Annotated in this window: 13 protein-coding genes; 9 read left to right on the top strand and 4 right to left on the bottom strand. The window is 71.7% G+C overall.

Going from position 1 to position 21,609, the window contains the following annotated elements:
* Positions 1–9 precede the first annotated feature (9 nt).
* The gene (locus LIV37_RS15700; RefSeq protein WP_121824901.1) at positions 10–939 is read right to left on the bottom strand and encodes a phosphatase PAP2 family protein; all 930 of its coding nucleotides are present in this window, start codon (positions 937–939) and stop codon (positions 10–12) included.
* A gap of 102 nt (positions 940–1,041) precedes the next feature.
* Entirely contained in the window at positions 1,042–2,391 is a 1,350-nt protein-coding gene (gabT, locus tag LIV37_RS15695; protein ID WP_020868108.1) for a 4-aminobutyrate--2-oxoglutarate transaminase, read from the bottom strand.
* Between the two features lie 250 nt (positions 2,392–2,641).
* Between gabT and LIV37_RS15690 the strand changes: the two genes are divergently transcribed.
* From LIV37_RS15690 to LIV37_RS15680, 3 genes are all read left to right on the top strand, one after another.
* On the top strand, positions 2,642–4,810 hold the full coding sequence (locus tag LIV37_RS15690; protein ID WP_121824902.1) for a type IV secretory system conjugative DNA transfer family protein: 2,169 nt from the start codon (positions 2,642–2,644) through the stop codon (positions 4,808–4,810).
* Between the two features lie 272 nt (positions 4,811–5,082).
* Complete coding sequence (locus LIV37_RS15685) at positions 5,083–6,834, top strand: PucR family transcriptional regulator (protein WP_020868106.1); 1,752 nt, start codon at positions 5,083–5,085, stop codon at positions 6,832–6,834.
* 278 nt (positions 6,835–7,112) lie between these two features.
* Positions 7,113–8,573 (top strand): aldehyde dehydrogenase family protein, encoded by a 1,461-nt coding sequence (locus LIV37_RS15680; protein WP_020868105.1) that lies wholly within the window; start codon positions 7,113–7,115, stop codon positions 8,571–8,573.
* 81 nt (positions 8,574–8,654) lie between these two features.
* On the opposite strand, the gene LIV37_RS15675 is transcribed toward LIV37_RS15680, so the two are convergent.
* A complete protein-coding gene (locus tag LIV37_RS15675) occupies positions 8,655–11,600 on the bottom strand; it encodes a glycoside hydrolase family 3 C-terminal domain-containing protein (protein ID WP_020868104.1) in 2,946 nt (981 codons plus the stop codon).
* 290 nt (positions 11,601–11,890) lie between these two features.
* Here LIV37_RS15675 and LIV37_RS15670 point away from each other — a divergent pair, with 290 nt between their 5' ends.
* The 5 genes from LIV37_RS15670 (at position 11,891) to LIV37_RS15650 (ending at position 18,288) form a co-directional block, all read left to right on the top strand.
* On the top strand, positions 11,891–13,573 hold the full coding sequence (locus LIV37_RS15670; protein WP_020868103.1) for an extracellular solute-binding protein: 1,683 nt from the start codon (positions 11,891–11,893) through the stop codon (positions 13,571–13,573).
* Positions 13,573–14,517 (top strand): ABC transporter permease, encoded by a 945-nt coding sequence (locus LIV37_RS15665; protein WP_020868102.1) that lies wholly within the window; start codon positions 13,573–13,575, stop codon positions 14,515–14,517. The genes LIV37_RS15670 and LIV37_RS15665 overlap by 1 nt, the downstream gene beginning before the upstream one ends.
* Entirely contained in the window at positions 14,514–15,467 is a 954-nt protein-coding gene (locus LIV37_RS15660) for a carbohydrate ABC transporter permease (RefSeq protein WP_020868101.1), read from the top strand. Before LIV37_RS15665 ends, LIV37_RS15660 begins: the two co-directional genes overlap by 4 nt.
* Positions 15,468–15,510: 43 nt before the next feature.
* The gene (locus LIV37_RS15655; protein WP_020868100.1) at positions 15,511–17,523 is read left to right on the top strand and encodes a beta-galactosidase; all 2,013 of its coding nucleotides are present in this window, start codon (positions 15,511–15,513) and stop codon (positions 17,521–17,523) included.
* Positions 17,524–17,586: 63 nt separating this feature from the next.
* Positions 17,587–18,288: a glycoside hydrolase family 12 protein gene (locus LIV37_RS15650; protein WP_020868099.1), complete on the top strand. Its 702-nt coding sequence runs from the start codon at positions 17,587–17,589 to the stop codon at positions 18,286–18,288.
* Positions 18,289–18,351: 63 nt separating this feature from the next.
* Here the strand turns inward: LIV37_RS15650 and LIV37_RS15645 are convergent, their stop codons facing one another.
* A complete protein-coding gene (locus tag LIV37_RS15645; RefSeq protein WP_020868098.1) occupies positions 18,352–19,368 on the bottom strand; it encodes a LacI family DNA-binding transcriptional regulator in 1,017 nt (338 codons plus the stop codon).
* Between the two features lie 301 nt (positions 19,369–19,669).
* On the opposite strand from LIV37_RS15645, the gene LIV37_RS15640 reads away from it, so the two are divergent.
* Positions 19,670–21,604: an acyl-CoA dehydrogenase family protein gene (locus LIV37_RS15640; protein ID WP_020868097.1), complete on the top strand. Its 1,935-nt coding sequence runs from the start codon at positions 19,670–19,672 to the stop codon at positions 21,602–21,604.
* Positions 21,605–21,609: the final 5 nt, after the last annotated feature.

Here is a 21,609-nt window from a genome sequence, read left to right as displayed (position 1 = left end):
GCGCCGTGGTCAGTCCGGGTCGCTCGGCGCGGCCCGGGGTGACCGTCGGGTCCGCGAGTCCGGACTGGACCGCTGACCGCTGTGGCTCAAACGGCCGACCCTGAGCACCGTCCACAGTGGCAGACCGGACAGACACCAGCTCGCGACGGTGTCCAGCGGCCAGTGGTAGCCGCGCCGGACCAGCCCGGCTGCCACGGCGAGGTTCAGCACGGCGACGGCCACCAGGAGGGGCCGCCGGAGCCGCGGGCGCAGAAGAGGGTGGAGCAGCAGCGCCACCGCGCCGTAGGCGACGGCGGCCGTCGCGGCATGGCCGGAGGGAAAGAATCCGGTCTCGTCCGCCAGCGGCCCGGGCGGGCCGGGGCGGTCGATCAGCGCCTTGAACGGAACCACCAGTGCCGGAACCGCCGCCATCGCCACCGCGGCGGCCAGCGGCGGCAGCCACCAGCGCGGCTCTTCCGCGCGCCGGGTGCACCACGCCGCCCAGCCGATGGCGACGGCGAGGACGGGTACCGCGACCGCCGTATTGCCGAGGTCGGCGAGGAACTCGGCGACGGGGGAGGGGAGCGCCGAGCCGGCGATCGCCCGGCCGAGCCGTTCGTCGTAGGCGCGCAGGGGGCCGTGGACGGCGATCTGCCAGGTGCACAGCGCGAGCAACGCGATCAGTGCGAGGGGCGTGCGGAGCGCGGAAAGGGGCGCCCGTGGCGCGGAAGGGGAGTGAACAGTCGGCGGCCCCGGAACAGGGGGGGTGGTTCCGGGGCCGCCGTGGCGATCGGTGTGCCGCGCGCCCCGGGGGGTTTGGGGCGGGCGGCCGTCCGATCGGTGAGGAGATCCGGAGCCGGAGGCTCCAGTGGTGTGCGCGAGGGCACAGCCGGGTCGGGGCTGGGGAAGCACCGGCTCGGCATCGCCCGCAGTCCCCTGCGAGCGGGGTGTTTCTCTCATCTGCAATGACCGTACGGCAGCGAAGCCCCGCCCGACAGACCGATCACCCACCTGTCATCGGCCCCGCACATCTTCTTCACGCCACCCATCGATCACTCACAGTCACAGCTCGCCGAAGGCGCTCTCGAGGATGTCGAGACCTTCGTTCAGAAGGTCGTCGCCGATCACCAGCGGCGGCAGGAAACGCAGCACATTGCCGTAGGTACCGCAGGTCAGCACCAACAGCCCGGCCGAGTGGCACGCCTTGGCGACGGCGGCCGTGGCCGCGGGGTCGGGGTCCTTGGTGCCGGACTTCACGAGTTCGATTGCGATCATGGCGCCGCGGCCGCGGAGGTCGCCGATGATGTCGTACTTCTCCCGCATCGCGCCGAGGCGGCCCTTCATGACCCCCTCGATGCGCTTGGCCCTGGCGTTGAGGTCCAGCTCGCGCATCGTCTCGATCGCGCCGAGCGCCGCCGCGCACGCCACCGGGTTTCCGCCGTAGGTGCCGCCGAGACCGCCGGAGTGCGCCGCGTCCATGATCTCCGCGCGGCCGGTGACGGCCGCCAGCGGCAGACCGCCCGCGATGCCCTTGGCGGTGGTGATCAGGTCCGGGACGATGCCCTCGTCCTCACAGGCGAACCACTGGCCGGTGCGGCAGAAGCCGGACTGGATCTCGTCCGCGACGAAGACGATGCCGTTGGACTTGGCGAACTCCGCGATCCTGGGCAGGAAGCCCTTGGCGGGCTCGATGAAGCCGCCCTCGCCGAGGATCGGCTCGATGATGATCGCGGCCACGTTCTCGGCCCCGATCTGCTTGCTGATCATGTCGATGGCCTGGGCCGCGGCCTCCTCGGCGCAGTTCTCCGGGCCGGTCAGCCAGCGGTAGGGGTAGGCGAGCGGAACGCGGTAGACCTCCGGCGCGAAGGGGCCGAAGCCGTGCTTGTACGGCATGTTCTTGGCGGTGAGCGCCATGGTGAGGTTGGTCCGGCCGTGGTAGCCGTGGTCGAAGACGACGACCGCCTGGCGCTTGGTGTACGAACGCGCGATCTTCACCGCGTTCTCCACCGCCTCGGCGCCCGAGTTGAACAGCGCCGACTTCTTGGCGTGGTCGCCGGGCGTGAGCCGGGCCAGCTCCTCGCAGACCTCCACATAGCCCTCGTACGGCGTGACCATGAAACAGGTGTGCGTGAAGTCCGCCAACTGCGCGGACGCCCGGCGCACGACGGCCTCCGCGGAGGAGCCGACGGAGGTCACGGCGATACCGGAACCGAAGTCGATCAGCGAATTGCCGTCCACGTCCTCGATCACACCGCCGCCCGCGCGCACGGTGAAGACCGGCAGCACACTCCCCACCCCACTGGCGACCGCCGCGTTCTTACGGGCGAGCAGCTCCTGCGACTTCGGGCCGGGAATGGCGGTGACGACGCGACGCTCCTGGGGGAGGGCCGGGCCTCCGGACAGTTCGGTCATGACGGGCTCCAGGGGAAAGAACAGGGGGCTTTAGTCGCAGGCTATGGGCGTGGCGAGGGATGAGGCATGTTCCGTTCGGGAGCACTGCGCGTGTTTCCTTGTCCGCGACGGCCATAGCCCGACGACGGCCTTACGGACCCCGCGAGTGAGACGGGCCCGCCCGGGTCGCTGAACTCCCCGCGCGGGAACACTAGATTGAGCGATGGCGCGAAAGCCGAGGAACAGCCGGTCAGGGGGCAAGGGGCAGCACATGGACACCGAGGGCACGTTCGACCCACGCAGCACACGCCACAACCCGCCCCCACCCCCGCCTCCGCAATCCCCGCCTTCCTTTCCGGCCACCCCGCCGCCGATGCCGCCGACCGCGCCCCCGGCGGCCCCCGGCGCCCCTCCGGTCCCCGCGCCCGCGGCCCGCCCGTCCTTCGTCGCCTGGCTGCGCGCTCCGCGATCCGAGGCGGGGCCGGGGGTGTGGACGTACGAGCACAAGCCGAAGGCACCGGAGGAGCCGGATCGGATTCCGGGGCAGCGGCTGCTCAGCGGGGCCCTGATCTCGGCCCTGTGCGGCTGGCTGGTCTGGTCACTGATCTATTACGAGTACTTCGGCAGCTTCTACCTCTGGCCGCTGTACTTGCTGACCCCGGAGTCCTGGGTCGAAGGCGACGACAAGATGGCGTTCGTCTGGGCTTGGCGCATCTACCAAGTCATCTTCGCAGGGGTCCTCGCCGTGATCTTCGGTCGCGTCGGCCACTGGCCCGAGGTCTGGCGCCGTTACGTCGCGCCCCTTTTCCGGCGGGCCTGGGATGAGCCCGCTCCTGAGGCGGCTGCCGCGGGGCGGCCGGAGGGGGATCCGGTGGAGTGGCCGCAATTGCGGGCCGCGGGGGGCCACAGTGCGGCTGATCGGCTGGCGGCGGACGCGCGCGGGGGGGCGATGAATGACGTCGACCACGCCCGGATCGAGCGCGCCTGGCAGTCCGTGCGGGCGGGGCGGAATTCGCTCGCCTCGTTCACCGACACCGTGCTGCGCAATGGCGCCGCCTCGTACGGCCATCCGTCCGGGGCGCGGGATCTGCCCGCCCGGACGGCGCGGCATGATCTCCTCGCCCATCAGGTCCGCCTCGGCACCGCGGCTGAGGATCCCCGCAATCCTTACCAGCACCGTGGCGTCGGGCTCGCCCTCGATCCCGAGGTGCTCGGCACCTCGCTGCTGGCCGTCGGGCCGCCCGGTTCGGGGAAGACGGGGCGGGTGGTGCGGCCCGTCGTGGAGTCGCTGTGTCTGCAGGCGCTCGCCGGGCAGGTCGCGGTCGTGGCGGTCGGGGCGGCGGGGGCCGGGCTCGGGGCGGATGAGGCGTTCGACGTCGTCGTGAAGATCGGCCGGCCCGACTCCGGCTATGACCTCGACCTCTACGGCGGCACCACCGACCCCGACGAGGCCGCGGGCATCCTCGCCGAGGCCCTGATCGGCGACATGGCGGCCTCGCTGCCCGGCGGGGACAGCCGGCGCGCCGCCACCGCGCTGGCCCAGTTGCTCGGCCCCTACCGCGCCGCCCACGGCCGCTTCCCGTCCGTCCCGGATCTGCGGGAGCTGCTGGACGGTTCCAAGACGGCAGTCAACGCGCTGCGTGAGGCGCTGGACGAGGCGGGGGAGCGGGCGCAGGCCCGTGAGCTGGAGGCGCGGGTCCGGCAGTCGGGTGCGCCCGGGGACGTGGGCGCGCTGCTCGCGGACCGGATCGCGCTGCTGGACCGGCCCGCGTTCGCCGATTTCTTCGACACCGCGGGCGACCGCCGCCCGTTCTCGCTCCGCGCCCTCGAACACCCCCTCCGGGTCCGTATCGACCTGCCCGAGCGCGGCCATGCGGAGGCGTCGCGGATGCTGGCGCGGCTGGTCCTGGCGCAGTTCACCGAGTGCGCCGTGGGCCGGGTCGACCGTTCGCTGTTCGCCTGCCTGGTCCTGGACGACGCCTCGCACACCATCACTCCCGAGGCCCTGCGCGGCATCCAGCGGCTCCGCTCCGCCCACGCGGGCGCCGTGCTCACCCTCCGCACCCTCGACGACGTGCCCGAGTCACTGCGCAGCGCGCTGCTCGGCGCGGTCGGCTGCCGGATGGCCTGTGCCGGGGTGACGACCTGGGACGGGGCGCGGTTCGCCGAGGTGTGGGGGACGGAGTGGGTCGAGACCCGGGATGTCACCGACCGGCAGATCATCGCCGAGGAGCCGCTCACCAAGGTCCTGCACTTCATCCGTAAGGTCGCCACCGGCAGGGCGGTGACCACCCAGTCGGTGACCGTACGGACGGTGGAGCGCGAGCGCTGGTCCGCCTCGGAACTGGCCCATGCGGTCCCCCCGGGGCATGCGGTGCTGTCGGTGACCTCCGTAAGGGGCGAGGGCGGGCCCCCGGTTCTGGTGGATCTGCGCGGGTGATCGGCGGCCGTTCCGGGCGTTCCGGTCGGTGCGGTCGTTCCGGCCGTTCCGGTCGGTCCTCATCGCCGTCATTGGCCGCTCTGCTCTGGTCGCCACGGTTGCCCCGGCCGCCATGGTGGCCGGGGCCACCGGAACCGCAGCGTCACGGCCATACCCGTGGCGAAATCAGGCCGTCAATTCCGCGTTTTCCTCCATTGAGGCAGAATCGGCAGTAGCCGTTCATACGGGACGGTGAAGTCGTCGCAAGTCGTCGCATTCGCTTCGAAGGTGCCATGCCTCCCACGCTCGCCTCACTCGTCCGCCATCCCGGTCTCAAGCTGTCCGTCCTCGCGGGCGAGGACCGGCTGGAGACGCCCGTGCGCTGGGCGCATGTCAGCGAGCTGGCCGACCCCGTGCCCTATATGGACGGCGGCGAACTGCTCCTGATCACCGCGATGCAGATCGAGGCGGATGACCCGGAGGAGATGAGCCGCTATGTGCGGCGGCTGGTGGGCGCGGGAGTGGTGGGGCTCGGCTTCGCGCTCGGCGTCAACTACGCCGAGGTGCCGCCCGCGCTCGCCACGGCCGCCAAGGAGGAGGGGCTGCCGCTGCTTGGCGTGCCCCGCCGCACCCCGTTCATCGCGATCAGCAAGGCCGTCTCCGCGGCGATAGCCGCGGACCAGTACCGGGCCGTGACGGCCGGGTTCGAGGCGCAGCGCGAGCTGACCCGCGCCGCCATCGGCGCCGAGGGGCCCACCGCGCTGCTCGCCCGGCTCGCCGCCCACCTCGACGGCTGGGCCGCGCTCTACGACGTCTCCGGCGCCGTGGTCGCCGCCGCCCCCGACTGGGCCGCGCGCCGCGCCGCCCGGCTCACCGCCGACGTCGAGCGGCTGCGCTCCCGCCCCGGCCCCGCGAGCATCGTGGTCGGCGGGGGCTGCGGACCGGCCGGGGCCACGGGCGCGGAACCGGCCGAGGACTCGGCCGTCGCCGACCGGGTGGAGCTCCAGTCGCTGGGCACCGGGCGCCGTACGCGTGGGGTGCTCGCGGTCGGCACGGGCGCGCCGCTGGGCACCGCCGAGCGCTACGCCGTGCACTCCGCGGTCGCGCTGCTGACGCTGACCACCGAGCGTTCCCGCGCCCTCCAGGAGGCCGAGCAGCGGCTCGGCGCCGCCGTGCTGCGGATGCTGCTCGCGGGTGAGCCCGACCATGCGCGGGCGGTCGCCGGGCGGCTGTACGGCGGGCTGCTCGACGCGCCGTTCCGGATGCTGGTCGCCGAGGTGCCGTCCGGCGGTACGGCCCAGCAGGCGCACGCGGCGCCGTCCGCCGCGGACGACGCCCCCGCGGAACTCCCCACCGAAGCGACCACCACGGCCGCGGGTGAAGCCGAGGCGGCCGATCCCCTCGGCACGCTCGTCGACACCATGGAGGCGGCCGCGGCCCGTATCGGCGAGTCGGTGCTGGTCGTGCCCGACGGTGAGCGGCTCATCGTGCTGGCCCCCGACGGCGGGGCGGCGGTCGCTGCATGCGCCGAGCACGCCCGGGCCGTCGAGGACCGCCGGGGTACGAAGGCCCGCCCCCGTGACCGCGCCGCGGTCGCCGCGCCCCGCGGCGACGAGCTCGTCATCGGGCTGTCCGCCCCCGCTGGACCCATCGCCGCCGCGGCCGCCTACCGCCAGGCGGAGCAGGCGCTGTCGGTGGCGCGCCGCCGCGGCCGGATGCTGGTCGAGCACGAGCAGGTGGCGGCGGGTTCGGTACTGCCCCTGCTCGCCGACGACGCCGTCAGGGCGTTCGCCGACGGCATGCTGCGCGCCCTGCACGAGCACGACGCCACCGGCCGGGGCGATCTGGTCGCCTCGTTGCGTGCCTGGCTCTCCCGGCACGGCCAGTGGGACGCGGCCGCCGCCGACCTCGGCGTCCACCGGCACACCCTGCGTTACCGGATGCGCCGCGTCGAGGAGATCCTGGGCCGCTCGCTGGACGACCCGGACGTCCGCATGGAGCTCTGGCTGGCCCTCAAGGCCACGGCCCCCGGCACCTCGGCCTGAACCTGAACCGCCCGCTTCCGCCCTCCACCTCCGCCTTCGCCTTCGCCTCCACCTCCGCCTTCGCCCCCGCCCCGAGCCGCCGACTCTTCCCGATCACCGCCCCAGCCGCCCCACTCCGGTCACCGCCCATACCCGCCTCCTCCCGGTCCCTCCCCATTCCGGCACGCCATTGCGTAGCCCCCGCGCGTCCGACTGCTACGCCTCGGACAAACGCCGAGCGGGCGGGGCACGCCTACGGTGGGAGGAGAGACACCACTTCAGAAGGGTCGGGATCCGCTGTGCCAGACACACACGAAGCTGTCACCCACGCGTTCTGGCTCGCCGGCCGTAAGGCGACGGGCGAGAGCACGCTCGAGGTCACCTCGCCCTGGGACGGCCGCCGCGTCGGCGTGGTGAGCGTTCCCACCGATGCCCAGATCGAGGAGGCCGTGGCCGCGGCCGACGCGGTGCGTGAGGAGTTCGCCGCGTCCCCCGCGCACGTCCGGGCCGCCGCGCTGGACCATGTGTCGCGCCGTCTCGCCGAGCGCGGCGAGGAGATCGCCCGGCTGATCTCGGACGAGAACGGCAAGCCGATCAAGTGGGCGCGCGGCGAGGTGGGCCGCGCCGTGTCCGTCTTCCGGTTCGCGGCCGAGGAGGCCCGCCGCTTCAACAGCGGGGACGCCCAGCGGCTGGACACCGACGCCGGTGGCACCGGGCGGCTCGCGCTGACCCGCCGCTTCCCGCGCGGCACCGTCCTCGGCATCGCGCCGTTCAACTTCCCGCTGAACCTCAGCGCCCACAAGGTCGCCCCGGCGATCGCCGTCGGCACGCCGATCATCCTCAAGCCGGCGCCCGCGACCCCGCTGTCCGCGTTGATCCTCGGTGAGCTGCTGGCCGAGACCGACCTCCCGGCGGGCTCCTGGAGCGTCCTTACGGTGCCCAACGACCGGATGCCCGCGCTGGTCCAGGACGAGCGGCTGCCGGTCATCTCCTTCACCGGTTCGGAGAAGGTCGGCTACGCGATCAAGGAGTCGGTGCCGCTCAAGCACTGCACCCTGGAGCTCGGTGGCAACGGCGCCGCGGTCGTGCTGTCGGACTACGCCGCCGAGGCCGACCTCGACTGGGCGGCCACCCGCATCGGCACCTTCTCCAACTACCAGGGCGGACAGTCCTGCATCTCCGTGCAGCGGGTGATCGCGGACGCGTCCGTCTACGAGGAGCTCGTGCCGAAGATCGTCGCGGCCGTCGAGGCGCAGGCCACCGGCGATCCGACCGAGGACGCCACCGATGTCGGCCCGCTGATCAGCGAGGACGCCGCCAAGCGCGTCGAGTCCTGGGTGGACGAGGCCGTCCGGGCCGGTGCGAAGCTGCTCACCGGCGGCAAGCGCGAGGGTTCGAGCTACGCCCCGACCGTGCTCGCGGACGTCCCCGCCGATGTCACCGTCTCCTGCGAGGAGATCTTCGGACCGGTGCTCACCCTGCACAAGGTGGCGGACGAGGACGAGGCGTTCGCGGCCGTCAACGACTCCAAGTACGGCCTCCAGGCGGGCGTCTTCACCCGCGAGGTGCGGACCGCCTTCCGCGCCCACCGCGCGCTGGAGGTCGGCGGCGTGATCATCGGCGATGTGCCCTCGTACCGCGCCGACCAGATGCCCTACGGCGGCGCCAAGAGGTCCGGCGTCGGCCGCGAGGGCGTGCGGTACGCGATGGAGGACTACACCTACGAACGGGTCATGGTCCTCACCGGCCTCGACCTCTGACCCACCCACCGCCGGGCCCCGCCGCGGGGCCCGGCGTATGGGGAAGGCAGCGGGTTGACCCGTCCCGGCCACTCCGGACCCTCAACCGGAGAAGCCGAGACGGGCCAGTCTCAGGCCGCCGCCGCGCAGCGTGATGTGCAGATCCCGCACGCCGGCCGGCGACGTGGGCAGGGCGGCGCGGACCGTGGTGTAGACGTAGCGGCCGCCGGTGGGCGGGACGGCGGCGGTGGCCAGGGTGGTGCCGTCGGCGAGGTGCACCTCGACCGTCGCGCCCTCCGCCGCGACGTCCCCCGCCCCAGTCACCTCGTACGCGGCCTCGACCGTCATCGACACCGCCCCCGCGCCGAAGTCGCAGGCGCGGAAGAGCAGCCGGCCGACCGCGCCGTCATGGCAGGCCACCGCGTCCCCACGGACCTTGGCGCGGTCCACGAGCACGATCCCGTCCGCCGCGTCGTAGTCCGCGGCTTCCAGACCGCGCCGCAGCACCGGGCGCGGTGCGGGCGGCGGGCCCTCGACGGTAACGGTGGCGGTGCCGCGGAGGTCCGTGCTGGACACGCCCGCGTGGATCTCGTACGTCCCCGGGTCGACGGTCCAGCGGCCGTGCGCCACGTCCCAGAAGCCCAGCGCGTCCTCGACCGGAACGGTGAAGAACAGCCGCACCTTCTCACCCCGGCGCAGCCACACCCTGCGATGGGCGATGAGCCGGCGGTGCGGCAGCGGGACCCGCGACCCCGGGGCGCTCGCGTAGATCTGCACCACCTCCTCGCCGTCGCACGGACCGGAGTTGGTGACCTCGCACTCCACGGTCAGCCCCGCCTCCCGCCGCACCGACAGCTCGCCGTAGGCGAAGGCGGTGTACGACAGGCCGTGCCCGAAGGGGAAGAGCGGGGCGCCGTCGAAGTACAGATAGGTGGCGCGCGAGGCGATGATGTCGTAGTCGAGCGGATCGGGCAGATCGTGCTCGGAGGCGTACCAGGTCTGCGGCAGCCGCCCCGCCGGTGAGACGTCCCCGAACAGCACCCGCGCCAGCGCCGTGCCCGCCGCCTGGCCGCCGTGCGCCGTCCACAGCAGCGCGGGCAGCGCATCGGCCGCCTCCGCGACCGCGTACGGATAGCTCGAGGTCAGCACCAGCGCGGTCCGCGGATTGGCGGCGTGCGCCGCGCGCCACAGCCGCTCCTGCTGGGCGGGCAGGGCGAGGGTGGTGCGGTCCTCGGTCTCCCGGCCGCCGATGTGCGGGTCGTTGCCCGCCACGACCACCACGGCGTCCGCCCGCGCGGCGGCGCGGGTCACCGCGTCCTCGCCGCGCTCGACGACCTCCAGCCGGAAGACGGTCCCGGTCCCCTCCTCGCCGCCGTCACGTTCGGCAACCTTCAGCCCGCCCGCGGCGACACAGACGTAGCCACCCGTCCCCAGGTGCCTGAGGAGGTGTCCGCCGGGGTGCGCTTCGAGCGTGAACGTCTCCTGGACCACCCAGCCCCCGGGCTGCTCCGCCGCCGCGCGGACGAAGCCGTCCTCGGCCACGGTCAGACAGCGGCCGGAGGGCGCGCGCAGGGTGAGCACACCGCCGCCCCAGTCGGCCAGGGACAGATCGGTGGGGGTGTCGCCGACGGTCAGCGGCGGCGGATCGGTACGGCCCGCCGCATGCGCCGGGTTGAGCGAGCCCACCGCCTCCGCCGGACCCTCGTCCTCCGTCGGACCCTCGTCCTCCGTCGCCGCGTCCGGCACCCGCACCCAACCGGCCGCCGTGCGCAGCCGTACGGTGTCCAGGCCGTCCGCGAACACCACCCGGTCCGCGCCGAGCCGCTCGGCCAGCGCCTCGCGCGGCGTACTGCGGCGGATCAGGCTGCCGCTGTACCAGTCCAGCTCGCACTCGTCGGCGAGCGGACCGACGACCGCGAGGGTGCGGACGGCGCTCTCGGAGAGCGGCAGCAGACCGTCGTTGGTGAGCAGGACGACGGCCTGTTCGGCGGCCTCCAGGGCGAGCGCCCGATGGGCGGGGGTGTCGAAGGCACCGTCGCATTCCTTTGGTTGCCCGCCGGGGTCGTCGAACTCGCCCAGCGCACACCGCATCCCCAGCAGCCGCCGCACCGCCGTGTCGACCGTGGACACGTCGATCAGCCCGCGCGCCAGCGCGCCCCGCACCCGCGCGATCGTCCTCGACGGGTTCTGGTCGTGGTCGGTGAAGCTGTCCACCCCCGCCCGCAGGGCCGCCGCGATGGCCTCCTCATGGGTGTCGAAGTAGTGCTCGGAGTCGACCAGATTGGACGGCGCGCCCGCGTCGGAGCAGACCACCAGCTCCTGGCCGGTCCAGGTGCGCAAGTGCTCGCGCAGATATGGAGAGACGTGGTTGGGCCGCCCGTTGACCAGGTTGTACGCGGGCATCACCCCGGCCACCGAACCCGCCCGCACCGCCCCGCGGAAGGCCGCCAGATCGTATTCGTGCAGTACCCGCGGCCGCACCGAGGAGGAGGTGGTGTCCCGGTCGGTCTCGTTGTTGTGCGCCAGCCAGTGCTTGAGGACGGGCGCGGTGCGCCAACGATCCGGGTGGTCGCCGCGCAGCCCACGGGTGTAGGCCGTGGCCAGGGCCGAGGTGAGGTACGGATCCTCGGCGTACCCTTCCTCGTTGCGGCCCCAGCGCGGATCGCGCAGCGGATTCACCGTCGGCGACCACACATTGAGGCCCACCCGCGGATCGCGTGCGCGCATGGCCCGCGCCTCACGGCCGACCGCCTCGCCGACGCGCCGCACCAGCTCCGGGTTCCAGGTCGCGCCGAGCCCGACGGCCTGGGGGAAGACGGTCGCAGGGCCCATCCAGGCGACGCCGTGGAGCGCTTCCTGTCCGGTGCGGAAGGGCGCGAGGCCGAGCCGTTCCACTCCGGGCGCGTACTGGTGGAGCATCGCGATCCGCTCATCCAGCGTGAGCCGGGCCAGCAGATCCTCGACGCGGGTGCGCACCGGCAGCCGTGGATCGCGAAAGGGCGGATCGCGGAAGGGCGGACGCGTGATCAGATCACCGTCATCGCTCACGGATACGGCCCCTCTTCCCCAGCTCGTGCGCCGACTTCCCCGGCCCCTGACGTCGAATCGACTCGATTCGACTGTCGATTCGAAGCGCTTCGATGCTGGGCGCACCGTGTCCACCCTGTCAAGGCTCCACGGGAACACAACCCATCAGCACCTTGCGCCACCACTCTTGCGCGACCCCACCCCCCGCCTTAATCTCGGCGCAATATCGAAGCGCTTCGACCAATCTTCGATCAATCCCGGCCAACTCGACCATCGGTCGTACGGCGGGCACGCCACGAAGGGTTGACGCAATGCCGAACTCCCAGGCTTCGGCCTCCACTTCCCCTCCCAGCCGGAGAACCTTCCTGGCCGCCACGGCGGTTGCCGCGGCGGCCGTCGCGGGAGGGGTTCCGCTGCTCACCGGCTGCTCCACCGAGGAGGGCTCCGGCAAGGGCGGCACCACCTCCGGCAAGGAGCTGAAGAACCTGCTGCCCACCTATGTGGCCTCGAAGGTGTCGGACCCGGACATCCCCGGCGTCAACGGCTCCAGCCCCGGCTACACCAAGGCGCCGCCCGCCGCCGAACTGGTCGCCTCCGTGCGGGGCAAGCCCGGCCACGGCGGTAGCTACACGATGTTCGAACCGCTCTGGGGCACCCCGCCGCCCAAGAACAACGCCTACTACAAGGCGGTCAACGAGGCGCTCGGCGCCACGGTCAAGCTCCAGCCGCAGGACGGCAACACCTACGGCGAGAAGCTCGGCGCCGTCCTCGCCTCCGGCGACATCGCCGATATCGTGATGATTCCGCTGTGGGAGATGGGCGGGCGGATTCATGGCGCGGTCAGCGCCAAGTTCGCCGATCTGGGCCCGTATCTCTCCGGTGACAAGGTCAAGAAATATCCGAACCTCGCCGCCATTCCCACCGCCGCCTGGCAGATGTCCGTCTTCGGCGGCAAGCTCCGCGGGCTGCCGATGCCCTCCCGTCCGCTCACCGGCGTCATTCCCTACTACCGCGAGGACATCTTCACCAAGGAGGGCTATCAGGTCCCCAAGAGCCCGGCGGAATTCCTCGCCCTGGCCAAGGAGATCACCCGGCCCAAGAGCAAGGTGTGGGCCTGCGACGACATGTGGTGGTCGGCGCAGCGGTTCTTCGGCTGCCCGGGGGAGAAGCCGTACTACTGGATCGAGAAGAACGGCAAGCTGGTCCACAAGGTCGAGACCGAGAACTATCTCGAGGCCCTGGAATGGTGCCGCAAGCTCTTCGCCGGGGGCTATGTCCACCCCGACGCGGTCGCGGGCAAGGCCAATGACGCGCTGACCCGCTTCACCTCCGGGCAGACCCTCCTCTACAACGACGGCGACGCCAAGTGGTACGGCGCCACCTTCGAACAGGCCGGTCCCAACCCCGACTTCAAGATCCAGGGAATGGACTGGTTCGGCCCCGACGGCGGCGACCCGGTCATCTATCTCGACCCGCCCGCCCAGATCTGGTCCTTCCTCAACAAGAAACTCTCCAAGGATCAGATCGAGGAAATCCTCGCCCTCGCGAACTTCATCGCCGCGCCCTTCGGGACCAAGGAGCAGCGCCTCATCGACTACGGCGTCGAAGGCGTGCACCACGACATGAAGAAGGGCGTACCGGTCAAGAACGCCACGGGGATCCGGGACGTCCAGGACACGTATCGCTTCATCGTCTCCCCGCAGGCGAGCGTCGCCTATCCGGACTTCCCGCAGATGGTCGAGGACTACTGCGGCTGGATGCAGCGGATGGGCAAGTTCGCCAGGAAACCGCTCTTCTACGGAATGCAGATCCAGGAGCCCAATCGGTACGCCTCGCTCTACACGCCGTTCGAGGACCTCGCGAAGGACGTCACCCGGGGCCGTAAGTCGATCAAGGACGCCCAGCGGGCCGTCAGCGACTGGCGCAGCGGTGGCGGCGACCGGCTCCGCGACTGGTACGCGGGGCTCCTCGAGAAGAACGGCAGCGGCGCCTGATGGCCGAGCGGGCCCGTGGCGCCCTGGCGGCCCGCACCGGATGGTGGCACCGGCTGCGCCGCGACCGCACCCTGCTGCTGATGGCCGCTCCCGCCGTCGGTCTGCTCCTGCTCTTCACCTACGTCCCGCTGCTCTGGACCACGGTCGCCTTCAAGGATTACGACCCGTTCACCCAGGGGCTGTGGACCAGCCCCTGGGTGGGCCTCGACAACTTCACCCTCCTCTTCGAGGACAGCCGCTTCTGGGACGCCTTCGCCAACACCCTCTCCATCACCTTCATCCAGCTGGTGCTGTTCTTCCCGGTGCCCATCGCGCTCGCGCTGCTGCTCAACAGCGTGCTCAGCGACAAGGTCCGCGGCCTGGTGCAGTCGATCCTGTACCTGCCGCACTTCTTCTCCTGGGTGCTGGTGATCACGATCTTCCAGCAGATGCTCGGCGGCGCCGGACTGCTCGCCCAGCAGCTGCGCGCCCACGGTCACGAGGGCTTCGACCTGATGACCGACCCGGGCGTCTTCAAGTTCCTGATCACCGCCCAGCTGGTGTGGAAGGACGCGGGCTGGGGCGTGATCGTCTTTCTGGCCGCGCTCTCCGCCGTCAACCAGGACCTCTACGAGGCCGCGGCCGTGGACGGCGCGAACCGCCGGCGCCGGATGTGGCACATCACGCTGCCCGCGCTGCGCCCCGTGGTCGCCCTGCTGCTGGTGCTGCGCGTCGGCGACTCGCTGACCGTCGGCTTCGAGCAGATCCTGCTCCAGCGCGACGCGGTGGGGCCCGGCGCCTCGGAGGTCTTCGACACCTATGTGTGGTGGGTCGGCATCGCCAACACCGACTACGGGATCGCCGCCGCCGGCGGTCTGATCAAGGGCGTCTTCAGCCTGGTGCTGGTGCTGATCGCCAACAAGGTCGCTCATTTGCTCGGCGAGCAGGGGGTCTACCGGAAATGACCGTGACCGAACGGACCGCGGCCCCGGCCGGACCCGCTGCCCCGCCCGCGCGGCGGCGCCGCGACGAGAGGCGACCGGTGTGGGAGGAGGAGCCCGGCAGGGTCGGCCAGGGGCTCAAGGGGGCCACCCTGGCCGGGGTGTGTCTGGCGATCCTCGGCCCGCTGTGGGTGGTGATCGTCACCAGCCTCTCCGACCAGCGGACCATCACCGACGCCGGGGGGCTGGTGATCTTCCCCAAGACGATCACCTTCCGCGCCTACACCGAGCTGCTGAGCGGCGGCACGGTGACCCGGGCGACGCTCGTCAGCCTCGCGCTCACCGCCGTGGGCACCGTGATCAGCACCGTCGTCTCGGTCCTGTGCGCCTACGGCCTGTCCCGCCCGGGGTCCTTCCTGCACCGGCCGATCCTGATGGTGCTGCTGGTCACCATGTTCTTCAACGCCGGTCTCATACCCACGTATCTGCTGGTCACCGGTGTCGGCCTGGAGGGCAGCTACTGGTCGATGATCCTTCCCGGGGCCGTCTCGGTCTTCAACGTCCTGGTGCTGCGGGCGTTCTTCCAGAACATCGCGCCCGAGCTGATCGACAGCGCCCGGATCGACGGCGCCGGGGACTGGCGGATCCTGTTCCGCATCGTGCTGCCGCTGTCGAAGGCCGTGATCGCGGTGGTCTCGCTCTTCTACGCGGTCGGCTACTGGAGCCAGTGGTTCAACGCCATGCTCTACCTCAACGACCAGGACATGTGGCCGCTGCAGATGATCCTGCGCCAGCTGGTGATCAAGCAGCAGGCGCCGCAGGGCATGTCCCAGATGATCTCCACCCAGCAGATCCCCGGACTGGCGGTGCAGATGGCCGTCATGGTGCTCGCGCTGATCCCGGTCGCGGTGCTCTACCCCTTCGTCCAGAAGCACTTCACCAAGGGCATGCTCACCGGCGCCGTCAAGGGCTGACGCCGGTCGCCCCGTACCCAGCCGACCCGAGACGGGAGCCGGTATGCCCGACCTGAACGACGCCACCCGCGGCCGCGTCCTCTACGGCGGCGACTACAACCCCGAGCAGTGGCCCGAGAGCGTCTGGCACGACGACATCCGGCTGATGCGCCGGGCGGGCGTCACCACCGTCACCGTCGGCGTCTTCTCCTGGGCCCGGCTCGAACCCCGCCCCGGCGCACGGGACTTCGACTGGCTGGACCGGGTCCTGGGCCTGCTCCACGAGGGCGGGATCGAGGTGTGCCTGGCCACCCCGACCGCCTCCCCGCCGCCCTGGATGGGCTCCCGCCACCCCGAGACCCTGCCGCGCGACGAGAACGGCACGGTCGTCTGGTACGGCTCACGGAACCAGTTCTGCGCCTCGTCGCCCGTCTACCGCGACCACGCCCTGCGCATCACCGAGGACCTGGCGGACCGCTACGGCGGCCATCCGGCGCTGCGGATGTGGCACGTCGGCAACGAGTACGGCACCCACTGCTGGTGCGACGAGACCGCCCGGCACTTCCGCCGCTGGCTGCGCACGCGGTACGGCGACCTGGACGCCCTCAACGAGGCGTGGGGGACGGCCTTCTGGAGCCAGCGCTACGACTCCTGGGAGGAGATCATCCCGCCGCGCCGCGCCCAGTACCTGATCAACCCCGGGCAGGCGCTGGACTTCCGCCGCTTCACCAGCGACGCCCTGCTGGAGTGCTTCACCGCCGAACGCGACGCGCTGGCCGCCCGCACCCCGCACATCCCCGTGACCACCAACTTCCATCCGCTGTTCATCGGCCAGGACGGCTGGGCCTGGGCGGCGGAGGAGGACGTGGTCTCCGTCGACCTCTACCCCGACCCCAAGGACCCGCACGCGGTCGCCTACGGGGCGCTGGTCCAGGATCTGACCCGCTCCCAGGCGGGCGGCCCCTGGGTCCTCATGGAGCAGGCGGCGGGCCCGGTCAACTGGCGCGGTGTGAACCACCCCAAGCCGCACGGGCTGATGCGGCTGTGGTCCCTCCAGGCCGTCGCGCGCGGCGCCGACGCGGTCTGCTTCTTCCAGTGGCGGCAGTCCCGGCAGGGCAGCGAGAAGTTCCACTCCGGGATGGTCCCGCACGCCGGTGAGCACAGCCGCACCTTCGCCCGGGTGCGCGAACTCGGCGCCGAGCTGCGCGAACTGGCCCCGGTCGCGGGCACGGACGTCCCCGCGCGGGCCGCGATCCTGCACGACTGGCACTCCTGGTGGGCCACCGTCCAGGACGGCCGCCCCTCCTCCCTGGTCTCCTGCGAACGGCTGCTGCGCGCCTGGCACCAGGCCCTGTGGGAGCGGAACCTCACCACCGACTTCGCCCATCCGCACGCCGACCTCACCGACTACGCCCTCGTCGCCGTCCCCCAGCTGTATCTGCTGACCGACGAGGCGCTGGACAACCTCGCGGCGTATGTACGCGGCGGCGGGACCCTCGTCTGCGGCTTCTTCACCGGCGTCGTCGACGAGGACGACCGGGTGCGCCCCGGCGGGTTGGACCGCCGCCTCCGCGGCCTCCTCGGCATCCGTACGGTCCACGAGTGGTGGCCGCTGGACGAGGGCGAGACGCTCACCGCCGAGGGCGCCTGGCTGGGCGCGTTCCACGGCACCCTCTGGTCCGAGGACCTGGAGCCGTCCACCGCCGAACCGGTAGCCCGGATCAAGGGCGGTGAGCTCGACGGCCGCCCCGCCGTCACCCGCAACGCCTACGGCACCGGCACCGCCTGGTACGTCTCCACCCTCCCCGAACCCGCCGCCCTGCGCGTCCTGCTCGGCCGCGCCGCCGAGGAGGCGGGGCTGGCACCCGCGCTGCCCGGCCTCCCCGAGGGCGTCGAGGCGGTGCGGCGCGGCCCGTATCTCTTCCTGCTCAACCACGGCCGCACCCCGGCGGTCGTCCCCCTGCCGTCCGCTCCGGCCGCGCGGACGGATCTGCTCACCGGGCGCGCGCACCACACCAGCGTCCGGCTGGACCGCTTCGCGGTCATGGTCCTGGCCCCATCCGAACCCCTTGCCTGAAGCTCCGCCCGAATCCCTTGCCCGAACCTCCGCCCGAACCCCTCATCCGAAAGGGAAGGTCCCGTGCAACGAGCCGCTCGAACGCTCTTCCTGACCCCGCTGATCGCGTTACTCGCGCTGATCGGCTTCGCCGCCGCCCCCGCCCAGGCCGCGACCTGGTCCTCCTCGGACCAGTGGGGCACCTGGTCCAACGGCGGCTACACCCTCTACAACAACATCTGGGGCTCCGGCGCCGGAGCCCAGACCATCTGGGCCAACTCCTACAGCGACTGGGGAGTGTGGGCCAACCACCCGAACACCGGCGGCATCAAGTCCTACCCCAACGCCAAGAAGGTCGTCGGCAAGAAGATCAGCGCCATCTCCACGCTGACCAGCACCTACAACGTCACCGTGCCGTCCTCGGGCGCCTACAACACCTCGTACGACATCTGGGACTCCAACTACGACTACGAGATCATGCTGTGGGTCAACAAGACCGGCCCGGTCGGCCCGCTCGGCACCGCCCAGGGCAACGTCACCCTCGGCGGCCACACCTGGAGCGTCTACAAGGGCAGCAACGGGGCCAATGAGGTCTTCTCGTTCATCCGCACCTCGAACTCCACCTCCGGCTCCGTGGACATCAAGCCCATCGTGAACTGGATCAAGAACACCAAGGGCTGGTTCGGCGATGTGACCATCGGCGACGTCCAGTTCGGCTACGAGATCACCTCCTCGGCCGGCGGTCTGGACTTCCGCACCAACGGCTTCGGGGTGAGCGCGAGCTGACATCCGCGTACCGCCGCCGCCAGCCACGCGGCGGCGGTACGCCACCGGCCCGGCGGGGTCGCGTCAGGACGTGCCGGGCGCCGGGCCCGAGCTGGCCCGTACGGTCAGCTCCGGGGCGAGCAGGGTCACCTGCTCCTCGGGGGCGCCGCCCGCCAGCTTCGCCACGGCCAGTGCCACGGCCCGCCGCCCCATCTCCTGCGCGGGGATGGCCACCGAGGTGAGCCGCACCGACGCCTGGGTGGCCACCTGCTCGGGGCATATGGCGACCACCGAGACGTCCTCGGGCACCGCGCGGCCCTGCCGGCGCAACAGGCTGAGCAGCGGATCGATGGCCGCCTCGTTCTGCACCACGAAGCCGGTGGTGCCGGGCCGCTCGTCGAAGATCCGGGAGAGGGTGCCGTCCATGGACTCGTAGCTGCCCTCGCCCGGCCGGTGCAGCAGCCGCACCCCCAGCTCGGCGGCGCGGCGGCGCAGCCCCTCCAGGGTCCGCTCGGCGAAGCCGGTGTGGCGCTCATAGACGGCCGGGGCCTCGCCCACGACGGCGATCTCCCGGTGGCCGAGGTCCGCCAGATGCTCGGCGCACAGCGCACCGGTGGCGGTGAAGTCCAGGTCGACGCAGGTCAGGCCGACGGTGTCGGCGGGCAGCCCGATCAGCACGGTGGGCTGGCGGGCCGCGTGCAGCAGCGGCAGCCGCTCGTCCTCCAGCTCCACGTCCATCACGATCATGGCGTCGGCGAGTCCGCTGCCGGTCACCCGGCGCACCGCCGCCGGGCCCTCCTCGCCGGTGAGCAGCAGGACGTCATAGCCGTGGGAGCGGGCGGTGGTGGCGACCGCGATGGCGATCTCCATCATCACCGGCACATACATGTCCGTCCGCAGTGGCACCATGAGCGCGAGGATGTTGGAGCGGCTGCTGGCCAGGGCGCGGGCTCCGGCGTTGGGGTGGTAGCCGAGCTCCTTGATGCTGTGCTCGACGCGCTCACGCGTGGGAGCGGAGATCGACCGCTTGCCGCTGAGGACGTAGCTCACCGTGCTGGCGGAGACTCCGGCGTGGCGGGCGACCTCGGCGAGGGTGACCATGCGGGGGCCTCCATCCGGGGGATTGTCAGCGAAGCGCTTCGACACATGGCCGGTATTACTCTGCCCGGCCATGCGGATTGACCCTAAACCCGCAGCGCAAGGGCTGTCCAGAGGGTGTCGAAGCGCTTCAACGCCATGTCCATGCCCCGCAGTATCTCGGCCGGGTCCGCCGCCGCGGCAATCCCTCCCGAACCCGCAGATCCCGGCGTCCTCCCGCTTTGCCGTCCCGTCGGACCGGATGCACACTGGCAGCGGTACGTGCCGGTAATGTCACGAGATCGTCGCGGCAAAGGGAGCACCGATGACCGCATCCTCCGTCAGGCCGGTGTCCGAGCGTGAAGCGCGCCAGGTCGCCGAGGCCGCACGCGAACAGGTATGGCACAAGCCCAGCTTCGCCAAGGAGCTCTTCCTCGGCCGCTTCCGACTCGATCTGATCCATCCCCACCCCGCCCCCGCCCCGGACGACGTCCGCCGCGGCGAGACCTTCCTCGCCAAGCTCCAGGAGTTCTGCGAGACGCGGGTCGACGCCGCCCGTATCGAGCGCGAGGCGCAGATCCCCGACGAGACCATCAAGGGGCTCAAGGAACTCGGCGCGCTCGGCATGAAGATCGACACCAAGTACGGGGGCCTCGGTCTCACCCAGGTCTACTACAACAAGGCCCTGGCCCTGGCCGGTTCCGTCAGCCCGGCGATCGGCGCCCTGCTCTCCGCCCACCAGTCCATCGGCGTACCCCAGCCGCTGAAGCTCTTCGGCACCCAGGAGCAGAAGGACCGCTTCCTGCCGCGCTGCGCCCGCACCGACATCTCGGCCTTCCTGCTCACCGAGCCGGACGTGGGCTCCGACCCGGCCCGCCTCGCCACCACCGCCGTGCCCGACGGCGACGACTACCTGCTGGACGGCGTCAAGCTGTGGACCACCAACGGCGTGGTCGCCGACCTGCTCGTGGTGATGGCCCGGGTGCCGCGCTCCGAGGGCCGCAGGGGCGGCATCACCGCCTTCGTCGTCGAGACCGCCTCCGAGGGCGTCACCGTCGAGAACCGCAACGCCTTCATGGGGCTGCGCGGTCTGGAGAACGGCGTCACCCGCCTGCACCGGGTCCGGGTCCCGGCCGCCAACCGGATCGGCCCCGAGGGCGCCGGCCTCAAGATCGCGCTGACCACGCTCAACACCGGGCGGCTGTCGCTGCCCGCGATGTGCGCGGGCGCCGGGAAGTGGTGTCTGAAGATCGCCCGCGAATGGTCCGCCGCCCGTGAGCAGTGGGGCAAGCCCATCGCCGAGCACGAGGCCGTCGGCGCCAAGATCTCCTTCATCGCGGCGACCACCTTCGCCCTGGAGGCCGTCATCGACCTCGCCTCCCAGATGGCCGACGAGGACCGCAACGACATCCGCATCGAGGCGGCGCTCGCCAAGCTCTACGGCAGCGAGATGGCCTGGCTGATGGCCGACGAACTGGTCCAGATCCGCGGCGGCCGTGGCTATGAGACCGCGGCCTCGCTGGCCGCCCGCGGGGAGCGGGCCGTCCCCGCCGAGCAGATGCTGCGCGATCTGCGCATCAACCGGATCTTCGAGGGCTCGACCGAGATCATGCACCTCCTCATCGCCCGCGAGGCCGTGGACGCCCATCTGTCCGTGGCGGGCGATCTCATCGACCCCGACAAGTCCCTCCAGGACAAGGGCAAGGCTGCCGCCAAGGCCGGTGGCTTCTACGCCCGCTGGCTGCCCGGCCTGCTCACCGGCCCCGGCCAGCTGCCCCGCTCCTACCCGGAGTTCAACCCGGCCGGGCACCCGGACCTCTCCCCGCATCTGCGCTATGTGGAGCGCTCGGCGCGCAAGCTGGCCCGCTCCACGTTCTACGCCATGTCGCGCTGGAAGGGCCGGATGGAGACCAAACAGGGCTTCCTCAGCCGGATCGTCGACATCGGCGCGGAGCTGTTCGCGATGAGCGCGGCCTGCGTACGGGCCGAGATGCTGCGCTCCCGCGGCGACCACGGCGTCGCGGCCTACCAGTTGGCCGACGCGTTCTGCCGGCAGGCCAGGATCCGCGCCGAGGAGCTCTTCGGGCGGCTGTGGACCAACACCGACGAACTCGACCGCAAGGTGGTATCCGGGGTGCTCTCCGGAACGTACGAGTGGCTCGAGCACGGCGTGATCGATCCCAGCGGCGACGGCCCCTGGATCGCCGACGCCACTCCCGGCCCGACCGTCGAGCAGAACGTCCACCGGCCCATCCACTGAGGAGC

Origin of the sequence: Streptomyces rapamycinicus NRRL 5491, from assembly GCF_024298965.1 — a bacterium.
Taxonomy (GTDB): domain Bacteria; phylum Actinomycetota; class Actinomycetes; order Streptomycetales; family Streptomycetaceae; genus Streptomyces; species Streptomyces rapamycinicus.
The sequence above is the reverse complement of the archived record's forward strand: the minus strand, read 5'-3'. Positions and strand labels throughout refer to the sequence as shown.

Coding starts and splice junctions, on each gene's coding strand:
- LIV37_RS15690 (WP_121824902.1), top strand. CDS start 2,642: ATGGACACCGAGGGCACGTTCGACCCACGCAGCACACGCCACAACCCG.
- LIV37_RS15700 (WP_121824901.1), bottom strand. CDS start 939: ATGAGAGAAACACCCCGCTCGCAGGGGACTGCGGGCGATGCCGAGCCG.
- LIV37_RS15655 (WP_020868100.1), top strand. CDS start 15,511: ATGCCCGACCTGAACGACGCCACCCGCGGCCGCGTCCTCTACGGCGGC.
- LIV37_RS15660 (WP_020868101.1), top strand. CDS start 14,514: ATGACCGTGACCGAACGGACCGCGGCCCCGGCCGGACCCGCTGCCCCG.
- LIV37_RS15665 (WP_020868102.1), top strand. CDS start 13,573: ATGGCCGAGCGGGCCCGTGGCGCCCTGGCGGCCCGCACCGGATGGTGG.
- LIV37_RS15640 (WP_020868097.1), top strand. CDS start 19,670: ATGACCGCATCCTCCGTCAGGCCGGTGTCCGAGCGTGAAGCGCGCCAG.
- LIV37_RS15685 (WP_020868106.1), top strand. CDS start 5,083: ATGCCTCCCACGCTCGCCTCACTCGTCCGCCATCCCGGTCTCAAGCTG.
- LIV37_RS15670 (WP_020868103.1), top strand. CDS start 11,891: ATGCCGAACTCCCAGGCTTCGGCCTCCACTTCCCCTCCCAGCCGGAGA.
- LIV37_RS15645 (WP_020868098.1), bottom strand. CDS start 19,368: ATGGTCACCCTCGCCGAGGTCGCCCGCCACGCCGGAGTCTCCGCCAGC.
- gabT (WP_020868108.1), bottom strand. CDS start 2,391: ATGACCGAACTGTCCGGAGGCCCGGCCCTCCCCCAGGAGCGTCGCGTC.